The sequence below is a fragment of the Pseudomonas sp. Irchel s3f19 genome (assembly GCF_900187555.1).
Taxonomy (GTDB): Bacteria; Pseudomonadota; Gammaproteobacteria; order Pseudomonadales; family Pseudomonadaceae; genus Aquipseudomonas; species Aquipseudomonas capeferrum.
In genome coordinates, this window is record NZ_FYDW01000001.1 from 584,756 (window position 1) to 604,830 (window position 20,075).

17 protein-coding genes are annotated in these 20,075 nt (G+C 63.4%); 12 read left to right on the forward strand and 5 right to left on the reverse strand.

The features are described 5' to 3' along the window. Positions 1-95: 95 nt before the first annotated feature. Positions 96-536 carry a heme-binding protein gene (locus CKW22_RS02605; protein WP_033699392.1) on the reverse strand — a complete coding sequence of 147 codons (441 nt, stop codon included), beginning with the start codon at positions 534-536 and terminating at the stop codon, positions 96-98. A 257-nt stretch (positions 537-793) separates the two neighbouring features. Between CKW22_RS02605 and gcl the strand changes: the two genes are divergently transcribed. The 9 genes from gcl (at position 794) to CKW22_RS02650 (ending at position 12,578) form a co-directional block, all read left to right on the forward strand. Further along, entirely contained in the window at positions 794-2,569 is a 1,776-nt protein-coding gene (gene gcl / locus CKW22_RS02610) for a glyoxylate carboligase (RefSeq protein WP_033699393.1), read from the forward strand. 66 nt (positions 2,570-2,635) lie between these two features. Continuing rightward, positions 2,636-3,418, forward strand: coding sequence for a hydroxypyruvate isomerase (gene hyi / locus CKW22_RS02615; RefSeq protein WP_033699395.1), 783 nt, complete (start codon positions 2,636-2,638; stop codon positions 3,416-3,418). 199 nt (positions 3,419-3,617) lie between these two features. Continuing rightward, positions 3,618-4,511, forward strand: a complete 894-nt coding sequence (locus tag CKW22_RS02620) for a 2-hydroxy-3-oxopropionate reductase (protein ID WP_033699398.1) — start codon at positions 3,618-3,620, stop codon at positions 4,509-4,511. A 166-nt stretch (positions 4,512-4,677) separates the two neighbouring features. Then, positions 4,678-5,952 (forward strand): glycerate kinase, encoded by a 1,275-nt coding sequence (locus tag CKW22_RS02625; protein WP_033699399.1) that lies wholly within the window; start codon positions 4,678-4,680, stop codon positions 5,950-5,952. Further along, a complete protein-coding gene (pyk, locus tag CKW22_RS02630; protein WP_033699401.1) occupies positions 5,949-7,364 on the forward strand; it encodes a pyruvate kinase in 1,416 nt (471 codons plus the stop codon). Before CKW22_RS02625 ends, pyk begins: the two co-directional genes overlap by 4 nt. A 193-nt stretch (positions 7,365-7,557) precedes the next feature. Then, positions 7,558-8,433 carry an urea transporter gene (locus tag CKW22_RS02635; RefSeq protein ID WP_033699402.1) on the forward strand — a complete coding sequence of 292 codons (876 nt, stop codon included), beginning with the start codon at positions 7,558-7,560 and terminating at the stop codon, positions 8,431-8,433. A 55-nt stretch (positions 8,434-8,488) separates the two neighbouring features. Continuing rightward, positions 8,489-9,313 carry an ion transporter gene (locus CKW22_RS02640; RefSeq protein ID WP_033699404.1) on the forward strand — a complete coding sequence of 275 codons (825 nt, stop codon included), beginning with the start codon at positions 8,489-8,491 and terminating at the stop codon, positions 9,311-9,313. Positions 9,314-9,405: 92 nt separating this feature from the next. Continuing rightward, complete coding sequence (locus CKW22_RS02645; protein WP_095063713.1) at positions 9,406-10,404, forward strand: sulfate ABC transporter substrate-binding protein; 999 nt, start codon at positions 9,406-9,408, stop codon at positions 10,402-10,404. Positions 10,405-10,553: 149 nt separating this feature from the next. Next, positions 10,554-12,578: a mechanosensitive ion channel family protein gene (locus CKW22_RS02650; RefSeq protein ID WP_047583649.1), complete on the forward strand. Its 2,025-nt coding sequence runs from the start codon at positions 10,554-10,556 to the stop codon at positions 12,576-12,578. Between the two features lie 56 nt (positions 12,579-12,634). On the opposite strand, the gene CKW22_RS02655 is transcribed toward CKW22_RS02650, so the two are convergent. Next, a complete protein-coding gene (locus CKW22_RS02655) occupies positions 12,635-13,561 on the reverse strand; it encodes a class I SAM-dependent methyltransferase (RefSeq protein ID WP_095063714.1) in 927 nt (308 codons plus the stop codon). A gap of 48 nt (positions 13,562-13,609) precedes the next feature. After that, entirely contained in the window at positions 13,610-14,506 is an 897-nt protein-coding gene (locus CKW22_RS02660; RefSeq protein WP_033699411.1) for a DMT family transporter, read from the reverse strand. Between the two features lie 134 nt (positions 14,507-14,640). Here CKW22_RS02660 and CKW22_RS02665 point away from each other — a divergent pair, with 134 nt between their 5' ends. From CKW22_RS02665 to CKW22_RS02675, 3 genes are all read left to right on the forward strand, one after another. Further along, the gene (locus CKW22_RS02665; RefSeq protein WP_033699412.1) at positions 14,641-15,078 is read left to right on the forward strand and encodes an Lrp/AsnC family transcriptional regulator; all 438 of its coding nucleotides are present in this window, start codon (positions 14,641-14,643) and stop codon (positions 15,076-15,078) included. A gap of 470 nt (positions 15,079-15,548) precedes the next feature. Then, the gene (locus CKW22_RS02670) at positions 15,549-17,081 is read left to right on the forward strand and encodes an NCS1 family nucleobase:cation symporter-1 (protein WP_047583651.1); all 1,533 of its coding nucleotides are present in this window, start codon (positions 15,549-15,551) and stop codon (positions 17,079-17,081) included. A 16-nt stretch (positions 17,082-17,097) separates the two neighbouring features. Next, positions 17,098-17,826 (forward strand): aspartate/glutamate racemase family protein, encoded by a 729-nt coding sequence (locus CKW22_RS02675; protein WP_033699415.1) that lies wholly within the window; start codon positions 17,098-17,100, stop codon positions 17,824-17,826. A gap of 119 nt (positions 17,827-17,945) precedes the next feature. On the opposite strand, the gene CKW22_RS02680 is transcribed toward CKW22_RS02675, so the two are convergent. Continuing rightward, positions 17,946-19,136 (reverse strand): D-amino acid dehydrogenase, encoded by a 1,191-nt coding sequence (locus CKW22_RS02680; protein ID WP_095063715.1) that lies wholly within the window; start codon positions 19,134-19,136, stop codon positions 17,946-17,948. Between the two features lie 48 nt (positions 19,137-19,184). Further along, complete coding sequence (locus CKW22_RS02685; protein WP_033699417.1) at positions 19,185-19,847, reverse strand: hypothetical protein; 663 nt, start codon at positions 19,845-19,847, stop codon at positions 19,185-19,187. Positions 19,848-20,075: the final 228 nt, after the last annotated feature.

Consider the following 20,075-nt stretch of genomic DNA (forward strand, 5'->3'; position numbering starts at 1 on the left):
GGCTGCTATGCAGCCCGTTCGCGACACAAGGCCGCTCCTGTAGGAGCGGCCTTGCGTCGCGATGGGCCGCAAAGCGGCCCCAACAATCTAAGTTTTTACGCCGCCACCCCCGCATCCGCCGTCAACCCAACCTCCTCGATCGCACTGATCGCGCACTGCTCGTCGATATCCGACGTATCGCCGCTGATCCCTACCGCACCCAGCACCTTGCCGTCCTGATCACGAATCAATACGCCACCCGGCGCCGGCACCACCGGCCGCTCCCCTAACCCATTCAGCGCGGCAAAGAACGCCGGCCGTTGCTGCGCATCCAGTGCCAGCAAACGCGAGCCCTTGCCCAAGGCAATCGCACCCCAGGCTTTACCGGTGGCCACTTCCGGGCGAATCAGGCTAGCGCCATCTTCCCGCTGCAGCGCCAGCACGTGCCCGCCCGCATCCAGCACCGCCACGGTCAGTGGCGCCGCATTGATCTTGCGGCCTGCGGCCAGCGCGGCATTCACCAGGCTTACCGCGACTTTCAGGTTCAGAACGTTCATGAAAAGGTCCTCTTCTTGTTGTGAGAAGCCCTGAGGGCAGTTGAAAACCGATGACCTAAATAGAACACAACGAAAGATATTTTTGTATACAATATTTTTAAACGATCGTACCAGATCCGACAGAACCCAGTTTTCACGGGCTCTCCGACGAAAGCCAGCTTCCCCGATGAAAATCCATTGACCTAGCCCGCCAGGCGTGAATACACTCTGTCGCAAAGCAAGTTGTATACAATTACAAAATCGATGAGGCACAACCCATGAGCAAAATGAGAGCAATCGATGCAGCCGTTCTGGTCATGCGCCGTGAAGGTGTAGATACCGCGTTCGGCATCCCAGGGGCTGCCATCAACCCGCTGTACTCAGCCCTGAAAAAAGTCGGTGGCATCGATCACGTCCTCGCTCGTCACGTCGAAGGTGCCTCGCACATGGCCGAGGGCTACACCCGTGCCAACCCGGGCAACATCGGCGTGTGCATCGGTACCTCCGGCCCTGCCGGTACCGACATGGTCACCGGCCTGTACAGCGCGTCGGCCGACTCCATTCCAATCCTCTGCATCACTGGCCAAGCCCCGCGTGCACGTCTGCACAAGGAAGACTTCCAGGCCGTCGACATCACCAGCATCGTCAAGCCGGTCACCAAGTGGGCCACCACCGTACTGGAGCCAGGCCAAGTGCCTTACGCGTTCCAGAAGGCCTTCTATGAAATGCGTACCGGCCGCCCAGGCCCGGTACTGATCGACCTGCCGTTCGATGTGCAGATGGCCGAAATCGAATTCGACATCGACGCCTACGAGCCACTGGCCGTCAACAAGCCATCCGCCACCCGCGTCCAGGCCGAAAAAGCCCTGGCCCTGCTCAACGATGCCGAACGCCCACTGCTGGTTGCAGGTGGCGGCATCATCAACGCCGACGCCAGCGACAAGCTGGTCGAGTTCGCCGAGCTGACCGGCGTACCGGTGATCCCGACCCTGATGGGCTGGGGCACCATCCCGGACGACCACGCCCTGATGGTCGGCATGGTCGGCCTGCAGACTTCGCACCGCTACGGCAACGCCACCCTGCTGAAATCCGACCTGGTGTTCGGTATCGGTAACCGTTGGGCCAACCGCCACACCGGCTCCGTCGATGTTTACACCGAAGGCCGCAAGTTCGTGCACGTGGACATCGAGCCCACCCAGATCGGCCGCGTGTTCACTCCCGACCTGGGCATCGTCTCGGACGCCGGCAAGGCGCTGGACGTGTTCCTCGAAGTGGCCCGCGAGTGGAAAGCCGCCGGCAAGCTCAAGGACCGCAGCGCCTGGCTGGAAGACTGCCAGCAGCGCAAGGCCAGCCTGCAGCGCAAGACCCACTTCGACAACGTGCCGGTCAAGCCGCAGCGCGTGTACGAAGAGATGAACCAGGTATTCGGCAAGGACACCTGCTACGTCAGCACCATCGGCCTGTCGCAGATCGCCGGTGCGCAGTTCCTGCACGTGTACAAGCCACGCAACTGGATCAACTGCGGCCAGGCCGGCCCGCTGGGCTGGACCATCCCTGCCGCCCTGGGCGTGGTCAAGGCCGACCCATCGCGCAAGGTGGTCGCCCTGTCGGGTGACTACGACTTCCAGTTCATGATCGAAGAACTGGCCGTCGGTGCGCAGTTCAACCTGCCGTACGTTCACGTGCTGGTGAACAACGCCTACCTCGGCCTGATCCGCCAGGCGCAGCGTGGCTTCGACATGGATTACTGTGTACAACTGGCGTTCGAGAACATCAACTCGACCGACGCTGCCAGCTACGGTGTCGACCACGTTGCCGTGGTCGAAGGCCTGGGCTGCAAGGCCATCCGCGTATTCGAACCAGGCGAAATCGCCCCTGCCCTGCTCAAGGCGCAGAAGATGGCCGAAGAGTTCCGCGTGCCGGTGGTGGTCGAGGTGATCCTCGAGCGTGTCACCAACATTTCCATGGGTACCGAGATCAACGCCGTCAACGAGTTCGAAGACTTGGCCCTGGTCGGCAACGACGCGCCAACCGCGATCTCGATGCTCGACTGATTGCCTGACGCCCCCGTGCATCCCGCCTATGTGGCGCCGGGGGCTTTAATCTGCAAGGAGACAACCATGCCTCGCTTCGCTGCCAACCTGTCCATGCTGTTCACCGAACAGGACTTCCTGGCCCGCTTCAAGGCCGCCGCCGATGCTGGTTTCAGCGGTGTCGAATACCTCTTCCCGTACGATTTCAGCGCTGCCGAAATCAAGCAACAGCTCGACGCTCACGGCCTGACCCAGGTGCTGTTCAACCTGCCGGCCGGCGATTGGGGCAAGGGCGAACGCGGTATTGCCTGCCACCCGGACCGCGTCGAAGAATTCCGCGCCGGCGTCGACAAGGCCATCGAATACGCCAAGGTACTGGGCAACACCCAGGTCAACGCCTTGGCCGGCATTCGCCCGCAGGGCCTGCAATGCGCCGACGTGCGCAAGACCTTCGTCGACAACCTGCGCTTTGCCGCCGACAAGCTCAAGGCCGCAGGCATTCGCCTGGTCATGGAAATGATCAACACCCGCGACATCCCGGGCTTCTACCTGAACACCACCCAGCAAGCCCTGGACATCCAGGCCGAAGTCGGCAGCGACAACCTGTTCCTGCAGTACGACATCTACCACATGCAGATCATGGAAGGTGACCTGGCCCGCACCATTGAGGGCAACCTGAAACTGATCAACCACATCCAGCTGGCCGACAACCCGGGCCGCAACGAACCAGGCACCGGCGAGATCAACTACCGCTTCCTGTTCGAGCACCTGGACCGCATCGGCTACCAGGGCTGGGTGGGCGCGGAATACAAGCCACTGACCACGACCGAAGCAGGTCTGGGCTGGCTGAAGACTCATAACGCAATTTAAGGGCGAATACGCACTTTGTAGGAGCGGCCTTGCGTCGCGATGGGCTGCGCAGCAGCCCCGGCAATCTTTGCTGTGGCCGAAATTCTGGGGGCGCTGCGCCCCCTTTCCGACCGGTCCGGCGCCCCGGCAAGGCCGCTCCTACAATGGGACGCGTCGCCTGCTCCATCGAGATTCAACAACTACAACGAGGTAATCTCTCATGGCTAAAATCGGTTTTATCGGCACCGGCATCATGGGCAAGCCCATGGCTCAGAACCTGCAAAAAGCAGGTCACAGCCTGTTCGTCTCCACCCACCACGATGCTGCCCCGGCCGACCTGATCGCCGCCGGCGCCGTGGCCCTGGCCAACCCGAAAGAAGTTGCCCAGGAAGCTGAGTTCATCATCGTCATGGTCCCCGACACCCCACAGGTCGAAGCCGTCCTGTTCGGTGAAAACGGCGTGGCCGAAGGTGTGGGCCCGAACAAGGTAGTGATCGACATGAGCTCGATCTCCCCTACCGCCACCAAGGCCTTCGCCGAGAAGATCAAGGCCACTGGCGCCGCCTACCTGGACGCCCCGGTGTCCGGCGGTGAAGTCGGTGCCAAGGCTGCGACCCTGAGCATCATGGTCGGCGGTTGCCCGAAAGCCTTCGAGCGCGCACTGCCGCTGTTCGAAGCCATGGGCAAGAACATCACCCGCGTGGGTGGCAACGGCGACGGCCAGACCGCCAAGGTCGCCAACCAGATCATCGTCGCCCTGAACATCCAGGCCGTCAGCGAAGCGCTGCTGTTCGCCGCCAAGAACGGCGCCGACCCTGCCAAGGTGCGTGAAGCACTGATGGGCGGCTTCGCTTCGTCGAAAATCCTCGAAGTGCACGCCGAGCGCATGATCAAAGGCACCTTCGACCCAGGCTTCCGCATCAACCTGCACCAGAAGGACCTGAACCTGGCCCTGCAAGGCGCCAAGGAGCTGGGCATCAACCTGCCCAACACCTCCAACGCCCAGCAAGTGTTCAACACCTGCCAGGCCCTGGGCGGCGGCAACTGGGATCACTCGGCGCTGATCAAAGGCCTGGAGCACATGGCCAACTTCTCGATCCGCGACGAGAAATAAGCTTCAAGCTGTAAGCCTCGAGCGGCAAGCAAAAGCAGGTCTGCTTTTACTTGTGGCTTGTAGCTTGAAGCTTGCAGCTCTGGGGACCGCCCCTGGTTCGGCCTGCACGGAGGCAGTTCCAGGGGCGTTTTCGATTCTGCAGAACAACAATAATTGGGAGCCTGCCATGTCGGTCGATCCGCAAAAAATTCTTCGCGAGCTGTTCGACACAGCCATCGCCGCCGCCCACCCGCGCCAAGTCCTCGAACCCTACCTGCCCGCCGACCGTAGCGGCCGGGTCATCGTCATCGGCGCTGGCAAGGCCGCAGCCGCTATGGCCGAAGTGGTCGAGAAAAGCTGGCAGGGCGAAGTGTCCGGCCTCGTCGTCACCCGCTACGGCCACGGCGCCAACTGCCAGAAGATCGAGGTGGTCGAAGCCGCCCACCCGGTCCCCGATGCCGCCGGCCTGGCCGTGGCCAAACGCGTGCTGGAACTGGTCAGCAACCTGAACGAAGACGACCGCGTCATCTTCCTATTGTCTGGCGGCGGTTCCGCCCTGTTGGCCCTGCCTGCCGAGGGCCTGACCCTGGCCGACAAGCAGCACATCAACAAGGCACTGCTCAAGTCTGGCGCCACCATCGGCGAGATGAACTGCGTACGCAAGCACCTCTCGGCGATCAAGGGCGGCCGCCTGGCCAAAGCCTGCTGGCCGGCCACCGTCTACACCTATGCGATTTCCGATGTGCCTGGCGACCTGGCCACCGTCATCGCCTCCGGCCCCACCGTCGCCGACCCGAGCACCAGCGCCGACGCCCTGGCCATCCTCAAGCGCTACAGCATCGACGCGCCCAAGGCGGTTATCGACTGGCTCAACAACCCGGCTTCGGAAACCGTCAAGGCCGATGACCCGGCCCTGGCTCGCAGCCATTTCCAATTGATCGCCAAGCCCCAGCAGTCGCTGGAAGCCGCTGCGGTCAAAGCCCGCCAGGCCGGTTTCAGCCCGCTGATACTCGGCGACCTGGAAGGCGAATCGCGCGAAGTGGCCAAGGTGCACGCCGGTATTGCCCGGCAGATCGTGCTGCACGGCCAGCCGCTCAAGGCGCCCTGCGTGATCCTCTCTGGCGGCGAAACCACCGTCACCGTGCGCGGCAACGGCCGTGGCGGGCGCAACGCCGAGTTCCTGCTCAGCCTCACCGAGAACCTCAAGGGCCTGCCAGGCGTGTACGCCCTGGCCGGCGACACCGACGGCATCGATGGCTCCGAAGAAAACGCCGGTGCCTTCATGACCCCGGGCAGCTACGCCCGTGCCGAAGCCCTGGGCCTTTCGGCCAGCGACGAGTTGGACAACAACAACGGCTACGGCTACTTCGCCGCGCTCGATGCGTTGATCGTCACCGAGCCGACGCGCACCAACGTCAACGACTTCCGCGCCATCCTGATCCTCGAGACTCCGCAATCATGACGCCTGATAAAAAAGTCAAAATCCTCGCCACCCTCGGCCCTGCGACCCAGGGTATCGACGACATCCGCCAGCTGGTCGAAGCCGGGGTGAACATCTTCCGCCTCAACTTCAGCCACGGCGAGCACGCCGACCACGCCATGCGCTACCAGTGGATCCGCGAAGTCGAGCAGCAACTGAACTACCCGCTGGGCATCCTCATGGACTTGCAGGGGCCGAAGCTGCGCGTTGGCCGCTTTGCCGAAGGCAAGGTGCAACTGCAGCGCGGCCAGGCCCTGCGCCTGGACCTGGACAAAGCCCCGGGCGACAACCGCCGGGTCAACCTGCCACACCCGGAGATCATCACCGCATTAGAGCCAGGCATGGACCTGCTGCTCGACGACGGCAAGCTGCGCCTGCGGGTGACCGCCAAGCACAGCGATGCCATCGACACCGAAGTGCTGGCCGGTGGCGAGCTGTCCGACCGCAAGGGCGTCAACGTGCCGCAAGCAGTGCTGGCGCTCTCCCCGCTGACTGAAAAAGACCGTCTCGACCTGGCCTTTGGCCTTGAACTGGGCGTGGACTGGGTGGCCCTGTCGTTCGTGCAGCGCCCGGAAGACATCACCGAAGCGCGCCAGTTGATCGGTGACCGCGCCTACCTGATGGCCAAGATCGAGAAGCCGTCCGCCGTCGAACAGCTGCAAGCGATCGCCGAGCTGTCCGACGCGATCATGGTGGCCCGTGGCGACCTGGGCGTGGAAGTGCCGGCCGAAAGCGTGCCGCAGATCCAGAAGCGCATCATCGGCACCTGCCGCCAGCTGGGCAAACCGGTGGTGGTGGCCACGCAGATGCTTGAGTCGATGCGCTTCTCGCCAGCCCCGACCCGCGCCGAAGTCACCGACGTGGCCAACGCCGTGGCCGAAGGTGCCGATGCGGTGATGCTGTCGGCCGAGACTGCGTCGGGCGATTACCCGCTGGAAGCCGTGCAGATGATGAGCAAGATCATCCGCCAGGTGGAGAACGGCCCGGACTACCAGGCCCAGCTCGACGTTGGCCGGCCAAAAGCCGAGGCCACCGTGTCGGACGCCATCAGCTGCGCGATCCGCCGTATCAGCGGCATCCTGCCGGTGGCGGTGCTGGTCAACTACAGCGAGTCGGGCGCCTCGACCCTGCGCGCCGCCCGCGAGCGACCACGGGCACCGATCCTCAACCTGACGCCGAACTTGAACACCGCGCGCCGCCTGAGCGTGGCCTGGGGCGTGCACTCGGTGGTCAACGACCGCCTGCGCCAGGTTGACGAGATCTGCTCGACGGCGTTGGAGATTGCCCAGGCCCAAGGCATGGCCAGCCGCGGTGACACGCTGCTGATCACCGCTGGTGTGCCTTTCGGCAAGCCAGGCTCGACTAATACGCTACGGATCGAGACCTTGGTCTGATTCCGGGCCCTTTCGCGGGGCAAGCCCGCTCCCACAGGGACTGCATGGCATTCAATTGCCTTGCGCCTGTGGGAGCGGGCTTGCCCCGCGAATGGAGGGCAAAGCCCTCCCCGAACACCGTTACACCAGACCTGCGGACAACCCGAGGCCCAAAGAGGCCCACCGCTCAACCCTCAACCTTACCGACTGCCCCATGTACACCAAAAATTTCGTCAACCCGTGCCCTGACTGGGCGACGGCGCTGCTCAACGGCTTCAGCCAAGTGCTGCTGCTGCGCAACCCCCTGTGCGGCCTGTGCTGCCTGCTGGCCATCCTGCTGACCGCCCCCAGCCTGGTCGGTGGCGCCCTGCTCGGCGCCCTCGCCGGCCTGCTCACCGCACAACGGCGCGGCTACGACCGCGCCGACCGTCAGGCCGGCTTGTACTGCTACAACGGCGTGCTGATCGGCATTCTGATCAGTGCGGTGCTGCCATGGTCGGCCATCCTGCCGCCGCTGATCATTGCCGCTGGCGGGCTGTCGAGCATCATCACCCACCAGTGGCGCAAGCGCGGCGGCAAGTTGCTGGTCGCCTACACCGCCCCCTTCGTCCTTCTCGGCTGGGGTACCCTGCTGCTGGCCGAGCCCTCGGCCGCACTCCCTGTCGAAGCCGACCCGCTGTCTGCGCTGCTGCGTGGCGTGGGCCAGGTGTTCTTGCTCGACAAGCCAATGGCGGGCCTGCTGATCGTCATCGGCATGTACCTTGCAAATCCTTATGCAGCAACCTGGGCGGTGATCGGCTCTGCCATCGGCGCTGGTGTCGCATTACTGACCGACCAGGCGCAGGTAGCCTGGATGGGTTTGTACGGCTTCAACGCCGCATTGGCAGCGTTGGCGTTCAGCAGGCAGGGCGAGCGCCCAGGGGTGACACTGCTGGCGATTGCACTGGCCCTGCTGCTGCAACCCCTGTTCGCCTTGTTGCCGGTGGCCGGGCTGACCGCCCCCTTCGTCACAGCCTGCTGGCTCATGCACCTGGGCAACTACCTGGCTCAACTCAATCAGCGGCGCAATGCATCCCGCTTGCACAGCTGAAACGCAGCCCCTAGGCTCAGCCCATCGCTTTCTTTATCGCTTTGTGGACGAGCCAATGAACAACCCTGCGAGCCTGCGCGAGCGGCTCTACATCATCGTCTTCCAGACCGACACCGTGGCTGGAAGACGCTTCGACAAAACCCTCCTGCTGATCATCCTCGCCAGCCTGGTCACGGTGATCCTCGACAGCATCGACGCTGTCCATCAGGGCTACGCCGGCCTGCTGGCGGGCATCGAATGGGGTTTCACCGCGATCTTCCTGGCCGAATACCTGACGCGCCTGTACTGCTCGCCCAAACCCTTGCGCTACGCCTTCAGCTTCTACGGCCTGGTCGACCTGCTGGCGATCGTCCCTGGAGTCATCGCCCTCTATTACAGCGACGCGCAATACCTGCTGATCATCCGGGTCATCCGCATGCTGCGGATCTTCCGCGTGCTCAAGCTCGGCCAGTACCTCAAGCAGGCCAACTACTTGATGGCGGCGCTGCGCGGCAGCAAGCAGAAGATCATCGTGTTCCTGGTCACCGTGTCGACCCTGGTGACCGTGTTCGGCACCTTGATGTACGTGATCGAAGGGCCGGAGCATGGCTTTACCAGCATTCCCAAGGGCATCTACTGGGCGATCGTCACCCTGACCACGGTGGGCTTCGGCGACATCGTGCCGAAGACGCCGCTGGGGCAGGTGCTGTCGTCGCTGGTGATGATTACCGGTTATTCGATCATTGCCGTACCCACCGGGATTTTCACCGCCGAGCTGGCCAATGCCATGCGCGGGGAGCAGTTGCAGCATGACTGCCCCACCTGCCGCAAGAACAGCCACGAACACGGCGCCGCATTCTGCTCGCGTTGTGGCAATGCGCTGTTTCCCAAGCGGGAATAACCAAAGCGTTTTTTGTTCTTTAAACAGCAGCAAGGCACCCGCTATAGTCGCTGGCACTCTGCCCAATACTGTTCAAGAACAAGGAATGCGTCGTGAAAAAACTGTTCACTGCTTCGCTGCTGGCCGCGGGCCTTGCCCTGGGCAACTTCGCCCAGGCGGCCCCGACCCTGCTCAACGTCTCCTACGACGTGATGCGTGACTTCTACAAGGACTACAACTCAGCGTTCCAGAAGCACTGGGAGGCCGAGCACAACGAGAAGGTCAACGTGCAGATGTCCTTCGGCGGTTCGAGCAAGCAGGCGCGTGCAGTCATCGATGGCCTGCCGGCCGATGTCATCACCATGAACATGGCCACCGACATCAATGCCTTGGTCGATCACGGCAAACTGGTGCCGGACAACTGGGTGACCCGCCTGCCGAACAACAGCGCGCCGTTCACCTCGGCCACCGTGTTCATCGTGCGCAAGGGCAACCCCAAGGCACTGAAAGACTGGCCCGACCTGCTCAAGGACGGCGTGCAGGTGATAGTGCCCAACCCCAAGACCTCGGGTAACGGCCGCTATACCTACCTGTCGGCGTGGGGCTATGTGCTCAAGCAAGGCGGTGACGAGGCCAAGGCCCGTGACTTCGTCGGCAAGCTGTTCAAGCAGGCGCCAGTCCTTGATACCGGTGGCCGCGCCGCCACCACCACCTTCATGACCAATCAGATCGGCGACGTGCTGGTGACCTTCGAGAACGAAGCCGAAATGATCGCCCGCGAATTCGGCCGCGACCAGTTCGAAGTGGTCTACCCAAGTGTGTCCGCCGAAGCCGAGCCACCGGTAAGCGTGGTCGACAAGGTGGTGGCGAAGAAAGGTACCCAGGCAGTGGCCGAGGAGTACCTGAAGTACCTGTGGTCGCCAGAAGCCCAGGAAATCGCGGCCAACAACTACCTGCGCCCACGCGATGCGACAGTGCTGGCCAAGTACACCGACCGCTTCCCGAAAGTGGACTTCCTGTCGGTGGAGAAGACCTTTGGTGACTGGCGCACCGTGCAAAAAACCCACTTCAACGACGGGGGCGTGTTCGACCAGATCTACACCAATCAGTAATTGACCCAGCCAGTGTCGGCCTCTGTGGCAGCGGGTTTACCCGCGCAGAGGCCGGTGCTGGCAACACACCCCATCGAACTTTCCCCACCCCCACCAATCAGTTCCTTGAGTAACCCTGCCCCGCTCACCCCGGCCGAAGGAGTACTCCAGTGCTGCGTTACCTCTCCACCCTGCTGCTCGGCTGCCTGCTGAGCACCCATCTGCTGGCTGCAGACCCTGCACCTGCCGAAGAACAACCCACCGAACCGGAACCGGTCCTGCAAGGCGGGCTGCTCGGCGCCCTGGCCGACGGCCTGGACAGCGCCGCCCAGGAGCTTGACCTCGATGCCCACCTGGTCGATGCCTGGCGCCTGCGCACCGACCGCGCGGCCAAGGAAATGGAACGCCTGGTCGACCGCCACTCGGCCAGCGATTCGCTGCAGTTGGCGGGCAACTTCATCTTGCTGACCCTCACCTGGGCCGCCAGCTTCGCGGTGCTTACCAGCCTCGGCCGCTGGCTCAGCAAGCGCGCTTCGGCCACCCCATGGCTGAACGAGCGCCAGCGCGCCAGCAGCCTGCTCGGCTACCTGCTGCCCTATACCCTGCCGGCGCTGGCCAGCCTGCCGCTGACCCTCTACATCAGCCGTTTCCTCGACCCCTCGGTAGCCCGTGCCCTTGGCCTGAGCCTGGCCTACGCCACCAGCAGCGGCCTGTTCTCGACCTCGATCATCCTGTGCTTGATTACGTTGTTTGATGCCGGCCACAAGCGCCCTGCCGTGGCCGTGATCAAGCGCCTGGCCCCGCGACCGCTGTTTCTGATCGGCTTCCTGGCGGCCTGGAGCGATGCCTTGACCAGCCCGCAGATCGCCCGCCAGTTGGGCGGTAACATCACTGCCAGCATCGCCGTGTTCACCGGCCTGGCCGCCACGTTCATCTTCGCCAGCCTGGTGATCCGCCTGCGCCGCCCGGTGGCCCATCTGATTCGCAACCGTGCGCTCAAGGACCGCGTGCAACATCGGGCCGTGCAGGAAACCCTGCGGATCTTCTCGGTGCTGTGGTACCTGCCGATCCTGTTGATGATCCTGGTCTCGGCGATTCACCTGATCGGCGCCGGCGAAGAAAGCCAGAAGGCGCTGCAAAAGGCTTTGCTGACTACCGTGCTGCTGGTGTCCACGGTGTTTCTCAGCACCTTGCTGCAGCACCTGCTGGCGCCCCGCGAAGCGGATGCCGGGCAACGGGTTCGGCCTTACAAGGAACTGCTGCGCAGCCTCGCCCACGCGCTGTTGCGCATCGCCATGGCGGTGGCTTTCATCGAGCTGCTCGGGCGCATCTGGGGCGTTTCGGTGATCGGCTTCGCCCTGAGCAACAGCCTGGGCCAGGCGATCAGCAATTCGCTGTCGAGCATCGGCCTGATTCTGCTGGTGACCTGGCTGCTGTGGGTGGTCCTCGACACCGCCATCCAGGAAGCGCTGAAACCCGCGGTCGGGCGCCGCGCGGCGCGCCAGCCGAGTACCCGGGTGCGGACCATCCTGCCGATGCTGCGCAATGCCGTAAAAGTGGTGCTGATCGTCATCTGCACCATCACCACCATGGCCAACCTGGGCATCAACGTCGCACCGCTGCTGGCCGGTGCCGGGGTAATCGGCCTGGCCATCGGCTTCGGCTCGCAGCAACTGGTGCAGGACGTGATCACGGGGCTGTTCATCTTGATCGAAGACACCATCTCGATCGGTGACTGGGTAGTGCTCGACTCAGGCCACGCCGGCACCGTCGAAAGCCTGACCATCCGCACCCTGCGCCTGCGCGACGGCAAGGGGTTCGTGCACTCGGTGCCGTTCGGCCAGATCAAGGCAGTCACCAACCAGTCGCGCCAGTTCGCCTATGCGTTCTTCTCGGTGCAGTTCACTTACGACAGCGACGTCGATGAATCGCTGGCGCTAATCCACGAGGTGGGGCAGTCGATCAGCCACGACCCGCTGCTGCGCATCAACCTGCAGGGGCCGCTGCAAGTGTTCGGGGTGGACCGCATGGACTTGAACGGGTTTGTCCTGACGGCGCAGTTCCGTACCATTTCCGGCGGGCAGTATGCAGTTAGCCGGGCGTTCAATGAACGGCTCAAGAAACGTGTGGACCAGACCGAGAAGGTGAGCTTTGCCCAGGTGTATCCGCTGCCGGTACGCGCCGTTACTGCTTGATGCAGGCACGCCCGGCCCCTTCGCGGGGAAACCGCGAAGGGGCGCTACAGGAAGACTTAGGCCTGGCGGAATACCAAGGCCTTCAAGCCCCCCGCTGGGTCCGCATCAGGAAACTCCGGCGGGTTCTCCAGCCGCTCGACGAAGGCCAACGTTGGCGCCTGCTCGGCCATGCCCTCGATCAGAAATTCCGGGCCGATCGCCGGGTCGTTCACACACGCCAGCACCGTGCCGCCCTCGTTCAGCAACTCGGGCAAGCGCCGCAAGATCTTCGCGTAGTCCTGGGTCAACACAAAGCTGCCCTTCTGGAAGGTCGGTGGGTCGATGATGATCAGGTCATAAGGGCCGTACTTGCGCACCTTGCCCCACGATTTGAACAATTCATGCCCCAGGTACGCCACCCGCGACGCATCGTGGCCATTGAGCCGGTGATTGTCGCGCCCGCGGGACAACGCCGACTTGGCCATGTCCAGGTTCACCACCTGTTCGGCGCCACCGGCGATGGCCGCCAGCGAAAAACCACAGGTATAGGCGAACAGGTTGAGCACCCGCTTGCCCGCCGCCTGCTCGCGCACCCAGCGCCGGCCATAGCGCATGTCCAGGAACAGGCCGTTGTTCTGGCGCACGCCCAGGTCCAGCAGGTAGGTCAAGCCATCCTCGACCACCTCGCGCTGCTGGCAGGGCTCGCCCAGCAACCATTGGCCGGGGCTGTCCGGCAGGTAGCGGTGCTGGATGAGGATGGCCTGACCGGCCCATTGCGGGCGCTGGGCCAGGCTCTGCAGCATGGCCTCCAGCTCGGCCAGTTGGCCCTCCGGCGGCTCGCGAAACAGCGCTACTGACAGCACGCCCTGGAGCCAGTCCACAGTCACTTGCTCAAGGCCCGGCCAGCAGCGGCCGCGGCCGTGGAACAGCCGGCGGGTTTCCTGCGGGGCGGGGTCGAGGGCGGTGAGCAGGTGTTGCTCGAGGGTCTGGATCGGCGAGGTCATGGCGGGTCGCAAGCTGGAAAAAGCGGCATTCTACCCTTGTCCGCCTCTTCAATGCTTGACTGCAACCCGCGCAGGGCGGAACCACCAGCCCTGCTGCATCCCCGCCGCCGCCAGCAGAATCAGCGCCACGCCGAGCCATTGCAGGGGTGCCAGCCGATGCCCGAAGGCCACCCAGTCGACCAGGATCGCGGCAATCGGGTAAACGAACGACAGCGCGCCGGTCAGTGCCGTAGGCAAACGCTGGATGGCGCTGTACAGCAGCACATACATCACCCCGGTGTGCACGATACCCAGGGTCACCAGGCTGGCCAATGCCGAAGTTTCGCCAGGCAGACCGCCCAGCTTGACCCACGGCGCCAGCAGCAGCACACCGGTTGCCACCTGGATCAAGGCGATCAGGTGCGGCGGCGTGCCTTTGAGGCGTTTGATGATCAACGCAGCGATTGCATACAAGAACGCCGCGCCCAGCGCCAGGCCGATGCCCAACAAGTAATCCTCGCCACTGCCCTGCCCCGCACCGTGGGCACTGACGATAGCCAACATGCCAAGGAAGGCGACACTCAGCCAGGTGACCTTGGCCAGGGTGATCTTCTCCCCCAGAAACACCGCTGCCAGCCCCACCAGGATGAACGGCTGCACGTTGTACACCGCCGTGCCGATGGCAATCGAAGCGCGCGAATAGGAGGCGAACAACAACACCCAGTTGCCAACGATGGCCACGCCGCTGGCAATCGCCAGCAAAAATGCGGTGCGGCCGATCACCCCCGGCTTGAGGAAGCCCAAGGCTGCACAGATCACCAGCAACGTGCCGGTGCCGAACACACACCGCCAGAACACCACATCGAGCACCGGCTGGCCCGACACCAGCACGAACCAGCCGATGGTCCCGGAAATCAGCATGGCAGCGACCATTTCCAGCGAGCCACGGCGCAATGAACTGTCCATCTCACACCTCCCGTTGACGATGGCAACAGTATGCAAAGGTCGGAGGGTGACCTTCCAGCGGATATAAAAGGCGTATCAGCCAACTTGCCTTTACTATCAAGGCAAATCAATCGAACAGCCTGACGAGGTGAAGCATGACCGATGCAATCGACCAACTGCTGATCAATGCACTGATGGAAGACTCGCGGCGTTCGCTCAAGGCCCTGGCGCAGATCAGCGGGCTGTCCGCCCCCAGCGTCAGCGAACGCTTGCGCCGCCTGGAGGAGCGCGGTGTGTTGCGCGGTTACACGGTGGATGTCGACCCGCGCAGCTTCGGTTATCAACTGCAGGCGATCGTGCGTATCCGCCCGCTGCCGGGGCAGTTGCAGGAAGTGGAGCGGCAAATCATTGCGCTGCCCGAATTCACTGAGTGCGACAAGGTGACCGGCGAGGACTGCTTCATTGCCCGCCTGCATGTGCGCTCGATGGAACAGCTCGACACCCTGCTCGACCGGATCAATGTGCTGGCCGAGACCAATACCGCGATCATCAAGAAAAGCCCGGTGAAGCGACGCCTGCCGCCGATGGATTGAATCTGCGGCCTAAAGAAAGCCACAGTGGAAAGCTGACTATTTTTTGTACACAAGAATGTCACCTTAGGTGCCATTTTTGTGTGCACTTTTCTCAGCCCTGCCCCAATACGTTACAACCTTTTCAGCGCCATTTCTGACCATTTGATCAACTAACAAGTGCACGCAAAAATAATAGCTGTTCAAATGGTCAACTTATATCGACGTTATTTCATTAACTTACCGTTCAACAAGATAGATTCAAAATAGTGGCAACTTCGATGTCGCTATTCGCCTGGCATGGAACTGGCTTTTGTGTGTTCATGTTTTGTATACAAGTTGAGCAAAACATAAATACACAAGAACTCGCGACGCCGACCAGAACCCGGCCGCCGCGCCCAGAACCCAGTGATGCCAATGCTGCACCGACGAGATGGCGAGCCCGTGCGCATTGCCCGCTCATCGCAGTCCACGTGCATCAGGAGCCTGCCGGAATGAGTACCAGCCTCAACCTTGCCCCTGAACTTTCCGTCGCCAGCAGCAACCCCGCGTCCACCCTTGCCGGGCCTGCGCCAGCACTTGACCTGAGCCCGCGCCTGCACAACCGCGACCTTGCCCCGACACGCCTCGAAGGCCGGCGCTGGGGCGGTTACAGCATCTTCGCGTTATGGACCAACGATGTGCACAACATCGCCAACTACTCCTTCGCCATGGGGCTGTTCGCCTTGGGGCTGGGCGGCTGGCAGATCCTCTTGTCGCTGGGCATCGGCGCTGCGCTGGTGTACTTCTTCATGAACCTGTCCGGCTACATGGGGCAGAAGACCGGCGTACCGTTCCCGGTCATCAGCCGCATCGCTTTCGGTATCCACGGCGCGCAGATACCGGCGCTGATCCGCGCAGTCATCGCCATTGCCTGGTTCGGTATCCAGACCTACTTGGCCTCGGTGGTGCTGCGCGTGCTGCTTACGGCCGTGTGGCCGCAACTGGCCGTGTACGACCATGACAGCATCCTTGGCCTGTCGAGCCTGGGCTGGGTGTGCTTCGTGGCGATCTGGCTGGTGCAGCTGGTGATCCTCGCCTACGGCATGGAGATGGTGCGCCGCTACGAGGCCTTTGCCGGCCCGGTGATTCTGCTGACCGTGGCCAGCCTGGCGGTGTTCATGTACTTCAAGGCCGACGCGCGCATCGCCTGGTCGGTGGCAGCGCCCCTGACCGGCTACGAGATGTGGCGCAACATCTTTGCGGGCGGTGCGCTGTGGTTGGCGATCTACGGCACTCTGGTGCTCAACTTCTGCGACTTCGCGCGTTCTTCGCCGTGCCGCAAGACCATCCGCGTCGGTAACTTCTGGGGCCTGCCGGTGAACATCCTGGTGTTCGCGATGATCACCGTGGTGCTGTGCGGCGCGCAGTTCCAGATCAACGGCCAGATCATCGACAGCCCGACCCAGATCGTCGCCAGCATCCCCAGCACACCGTTCCTGGTATTGGGCTGCCTGGCCTTCCTGATCGTCACGGTGGCGGTGAACATCATGGCCAACTTCGTCGCCCCGGCCTTCGTGCTCAGCAACCTGGCACCCCGCCACCTGAACTTCCGCCGTGCCGGCCTGATCAGCGCCACCCTTGCGGTGCTGATCCTGCCCTGGAACCTATACAACAGCCCGCTGGTGATCGTGTACTTCCTGTCGGGCCTCGGTGCCCTGCTCGGCCCGCTGTACGGGGTGATCATGGCCGACTACTGGTTGCTGCGCAAAGGCTGCATCAACGTGCCGCAGCTGTACAGCGAAGACCCGGCTGGCGCCTACCACTACACCAAGGGCATCAACCTGCGCGCCGTGGCCGCCTTCGTGCCGGCCGCACTGCTGGCCATCGTCCTCGCACTGGTGCCCAACTTCCACAGCGTGGCGCCGTTCTCCTGGTTGATCGGTGCCGGTATCGCTGCCGCCGTCTATTTGCTGATCGCGCCACGCAACCGCCATTACCTGGATGTCAGCGGCGAGTGCATCGCCGTCGACCACAGCAGCCACTGATCAGGGAGAACCGTCCATGCGTATTCTGATTGCCAACGTCAACACCACTGAAGCCATCACCGAGGCCATCGCCGAGCAGGCACGCGCCGTTGCCGCGCCGGGTACCGAGATCATCGGGCTGACCCCGTGGTTTGGTGCCGAGTCGGTGGAAGGCAACTTCGAAAGCTACCTGGCCGCCATCGCGGTGATGGACCGGGTGCTGGCCTACGAGGGCCCCTACGACGCCGTGATCCAAGCCGGCTACGGCGAGCACGGCCGCGAAGGCCTGCAGGAGCTGCTGAACGTGCCCGTGGTGGACATCACCGATGCAGCCGCCAGCACTGCCCTGTACCTGGGCCATGCTTACTCGGTGGTGACCACACTGGACCGCACCGTGCCGCTGATCGAGGACCGCTTGAAGCTCTCTGGGCTGTATGACCGCTGCGCCTCGGTGCGCGCCAGTGGCCTGGCGGTGCTTGAGCTTGAAGCCGACCCGCAGCGTGCCGTCGAGGCCATTGTCGAACAGGCCGAACGCGCCGTGCGGGAGGACAAGGCCGAGGTCATCTGCCTGGGTTGCGGTGGCATGGCCGGGCTGGATGAGCAGATTCGCCAGCGTACCGGTGTGCCGGTGGTCGATGGTGTGAGTGCAGCGGTGACCATTGCCGAATCGCTGGTGCGCATGGGCTTGAGTACCTCCAAGGTACGCACCTATGCCACGCCGAGGGTAAAGAAGGTGGTGGGCTGGCCGATGCGCTTCGGGCGGTAAGGGGGCTTCGTCAAGACCAGCCACTTCGCGGGGCAAGCCCGCTCCCACAGGTGCGCTATTCTCCAACGCAGCGCAAATACCTGTGGGAGCGGGCTTGCCCCGCGAAGTGGCCGGTGCAGTCAGCGCAACATCCTGGCCAACCGCTCCCCACTGCCACAGGCCAAGGTAAAGCCTAGAGCCCCATGCCCCAGATTCAGCCACAGGTTTCGGTAAGCCGTAGCACCAATGATCGGCACCCCGGTAGGGGTCGCCGGCCGCATCCCCGCCCACTCTATCGCCTGCCCGTAGTCGGCGGCATCGGGCAACGTATCGAGTGCCAGCCGGCGCATGCTGTGGAGCCTGCGCGCATCCACCGATTCGTCGAAGCCGACGATGTCCACCATCGCTGCAACCCGCAATTGCCGGTCCAGGCGGGCATAGACGATCTTGCGCTCGTAGTCGGTAAGGCTGAGTTCTGGCGCCCGATGTTCCGTGTTGATCGGCGCTGTCAGGCTGTAGCCCTTCAGCGGATAGACCGGCAGCCTCAAGCCCGGTAGCGCCAGCCGTGCACTGCGATGCCCCGCGCACAGCACCAGGCGCTGAACGTCAACCTGCTCGCCCCCCAGGTGCAGCGCAACGACCTGCTCCTGATGGGCGATCAGCCGCGTCACGGGCCTGCCAAGCAGGAACCGGCACTGCCCGGATGCGCGCAAGCGCTCGGCCAGGCGTTCACAAAAACGGTGACAGTCGGCGACTTCCTCTTCAGGCGTCAGAACCCCGCCCACGAACGGCGCCTCGGCCAATGCCGGCTCCAGGGCGCGCAGTTCGGCAGCATCGAGCACCCGTTGGCTGCTCCGATCAAGCAGGCGCTCACGCCCATGGGCGAACGCCCGCTCGCTGCGGAAGGCGACCAGTTTGCCGTTACGCCGCCAGGCGAAATCGGTGAGCCCATCGGCCTCGCGCCAACGCGCCAGGGCGGCCTGGCTTTCCAGCGCCAACGTCAGCAGTTGTGCACCGTTGCGGCGGTTGACGCTGCGCCGGCAGGCCAGCATGAACGCCATCAACCAGCGCCACTGCGCCGGGTCCAGGCGCAACCGCAAGCGCAGCGGCGAGTCCCCCTGCAGCATCCAGCCCAACGCCTGCCAGAGCACACCGGCGTCGGCCAATGGCGCCACATAGCGGTAAGACAGCTGCCCGCCGTTGGCGAAACTGGTGGCAAACGCCAGGCGGTCCCGCGCCTCGATCAGGTCCACAGCCAGCCCCTCGCGCACCAGCGCATAGGCTGTCGCCAGGCCAATCACCCCGCCGCCAATGATCGTGACTTTTTGCATCTTGCAGTGCCCCTGCTTCGGCTTCCCTGCCAAGACAGTAACAGCGGATCAGGTCGGGCAGCTATGCGCGCCGTCGTTGAGGCCTTGTCGCACGTTGCGGCTGAGCAGGCTGGCCTTGCCGTCGTGCCAGGTCAGGGTCAGCACGTACAGCGTGTCGAAATCATCGCCGTTCCAGTCCTCGGTGATCACCCGCTCTTCACCCAGGGCCTTGCCGGCCACGGTATTGATGAGTTCGGGGAGGTAGCCGTGGGACCAGGCCGTGTAGACCGTCGCGTTGCGGTATTTGTCGCTCAGCAGTTCTTCGGCCAGCTCGTCGGTATCGTTGGCGCCGTAGTCGATGTTCACCGGCAGGCCCAGGCGGATGGCGCTGGGGGTGATGGTCATCAATGGGCGGATATAACTGTAGCTCTCGTCCTTGCTGCCTTCCTCGACATGCCGCGACGGGTTGGCGGCGAATACGTAGTCGGCATTGCCGAAACGCTCCGGCAGCAACGTGGCCAGGTCCAGTGCACGGTTGAGGCCTTGGCAGTTCAGTTGCCCCAGCCCTTCGCCGGGTTTCTCGGCATGGCGCAGAAACACCAGGGTCTGCGTGCCATCAGCCGGCTGGGCGCGGCTTTCGACAGCTTCCAACGCCAGCGGTATGGCTACAGCTGTGAGCACTAGGCTTAGCAGCAGGTGGCGACGACGGCGGAGAAACGTTGGCAACTTCATCAAGGCAGGCTCATGTGGCAGAGAGAATCGAGTTGACCCGCCACCTTGCCCGGCGCCGCAGCCGCGAGGCGTCCTTGTAGTGAGTGCCATCCTTGGCAACGAGTGAGAGTCAGAGTGCCTTCAACCCGTTTGGTTCCTCCCTGGCGTGTGATTGCCGATCCTTGAGCAAGGCTTAGGTTAGGGGATGGGTGTTGCTGAAATATGTATTCCTTGCGCAATTTTCGGGGG

Coding starts and splice junctions, on each gene's coding strand:
- CKW22_RS02665 (WP_033699412.1), top strand. CDS start 14,641: ATGACCGATGCAATCGACCAACTGCTGATCAATGCACTGATGGAAGAC.
- CKW22_RS02655 (WP_095063714.1), bottom strand. CDS start 13,561: ATGACCTCGCCGATCCAGACCCTCGAGCAACACCTGCTCACCGCCCTC.
- CKW22_RS02660 (WP_033699411.1), bottom strand. CDS start 14,506: ATGGACAGTTCATTGCGCCGTGGCTCGCTGGAAATGGTCGCTGCCATG.
- CKW22_RS02605 (WP_033699392.1), bottom strand. CDS start 536: ATGAACGTTCTGAACCTGAAAGTCGCGGTAAGCCTGGTGAATGCCGCG.
- CKW22_RS02625 (WP_033699399.1), top strand. CDS start 4,678: ATGTCGGTCGATCCGCAAAAAATTCTTCGCGAGCTGTTCGACACAGCC.
- gcl (WP_033699393.1), top strand. CDS start 794: ATGAGCAAAATGAGAGCAATCGATGCAGCCGTTCTGGTCATGCGCCGT.
- CKW22_RS02640 (WP_033699404.1), top strand. CDS start 8,489: ATGAACAACCCTGCGAGCCTGCGCGAGCGGCTCTACATCATCGTCTTC.
- CKW22_RS02685 (WP_033699417.1), bottom strand. CDS start 19,847: ATGAAGTTGCCAACGTTTCTCCGCCGTCGTCGCCACCTGCTGCTAAGC.
- hyi (WP_033699395.1), top strand. CDS start 2,636: ATGCCTCGCTTCGCTGCCAACCTGTCCATGCTGTTCACCGAACAGGAC.
- CKW22_RS02680 (WP_095063715.1), bottom strand. CDS start 19,136: ATGCAAAAAGTCACGATCATTGGCGGCGGGGTGATTGGCCTGGCGACA.
- CKW22_RS02670 (WP_047583651.1), top strand. CDS start 15,549: ATGAGTACCAGCCTCAACCTTGCCCCTGAACTTTCCGTCGCCAGCAGC.
- CKW22_RS02620 (WP_033699398.1), top strand. CDS start 3,618: ATGGCTAAAATCGGTTTTATCGGCACCGGCATCATGGGCAAGCCCATG.
- pyk (WP_033699401.1), top strand. CDS start 5,949: ATGACGCCTGATAAAAAAGTCAAAATCCTCGCCACCCTCGGCCCTGCG.
- CKW22_RS02635 (WP_033699402.1), top strand. CDS start 7,558: ATGTACACCAAAAATTTCGTCAACCCGTGCCCTGACTGGGCGACGGCG.
- CKW22_RS02675 (WP_033699415.1), top strand. CDS start 17,098: ATGCGTATTCTGATTGCCAACGTCAACACCACTGAAGCCATCACCGAG.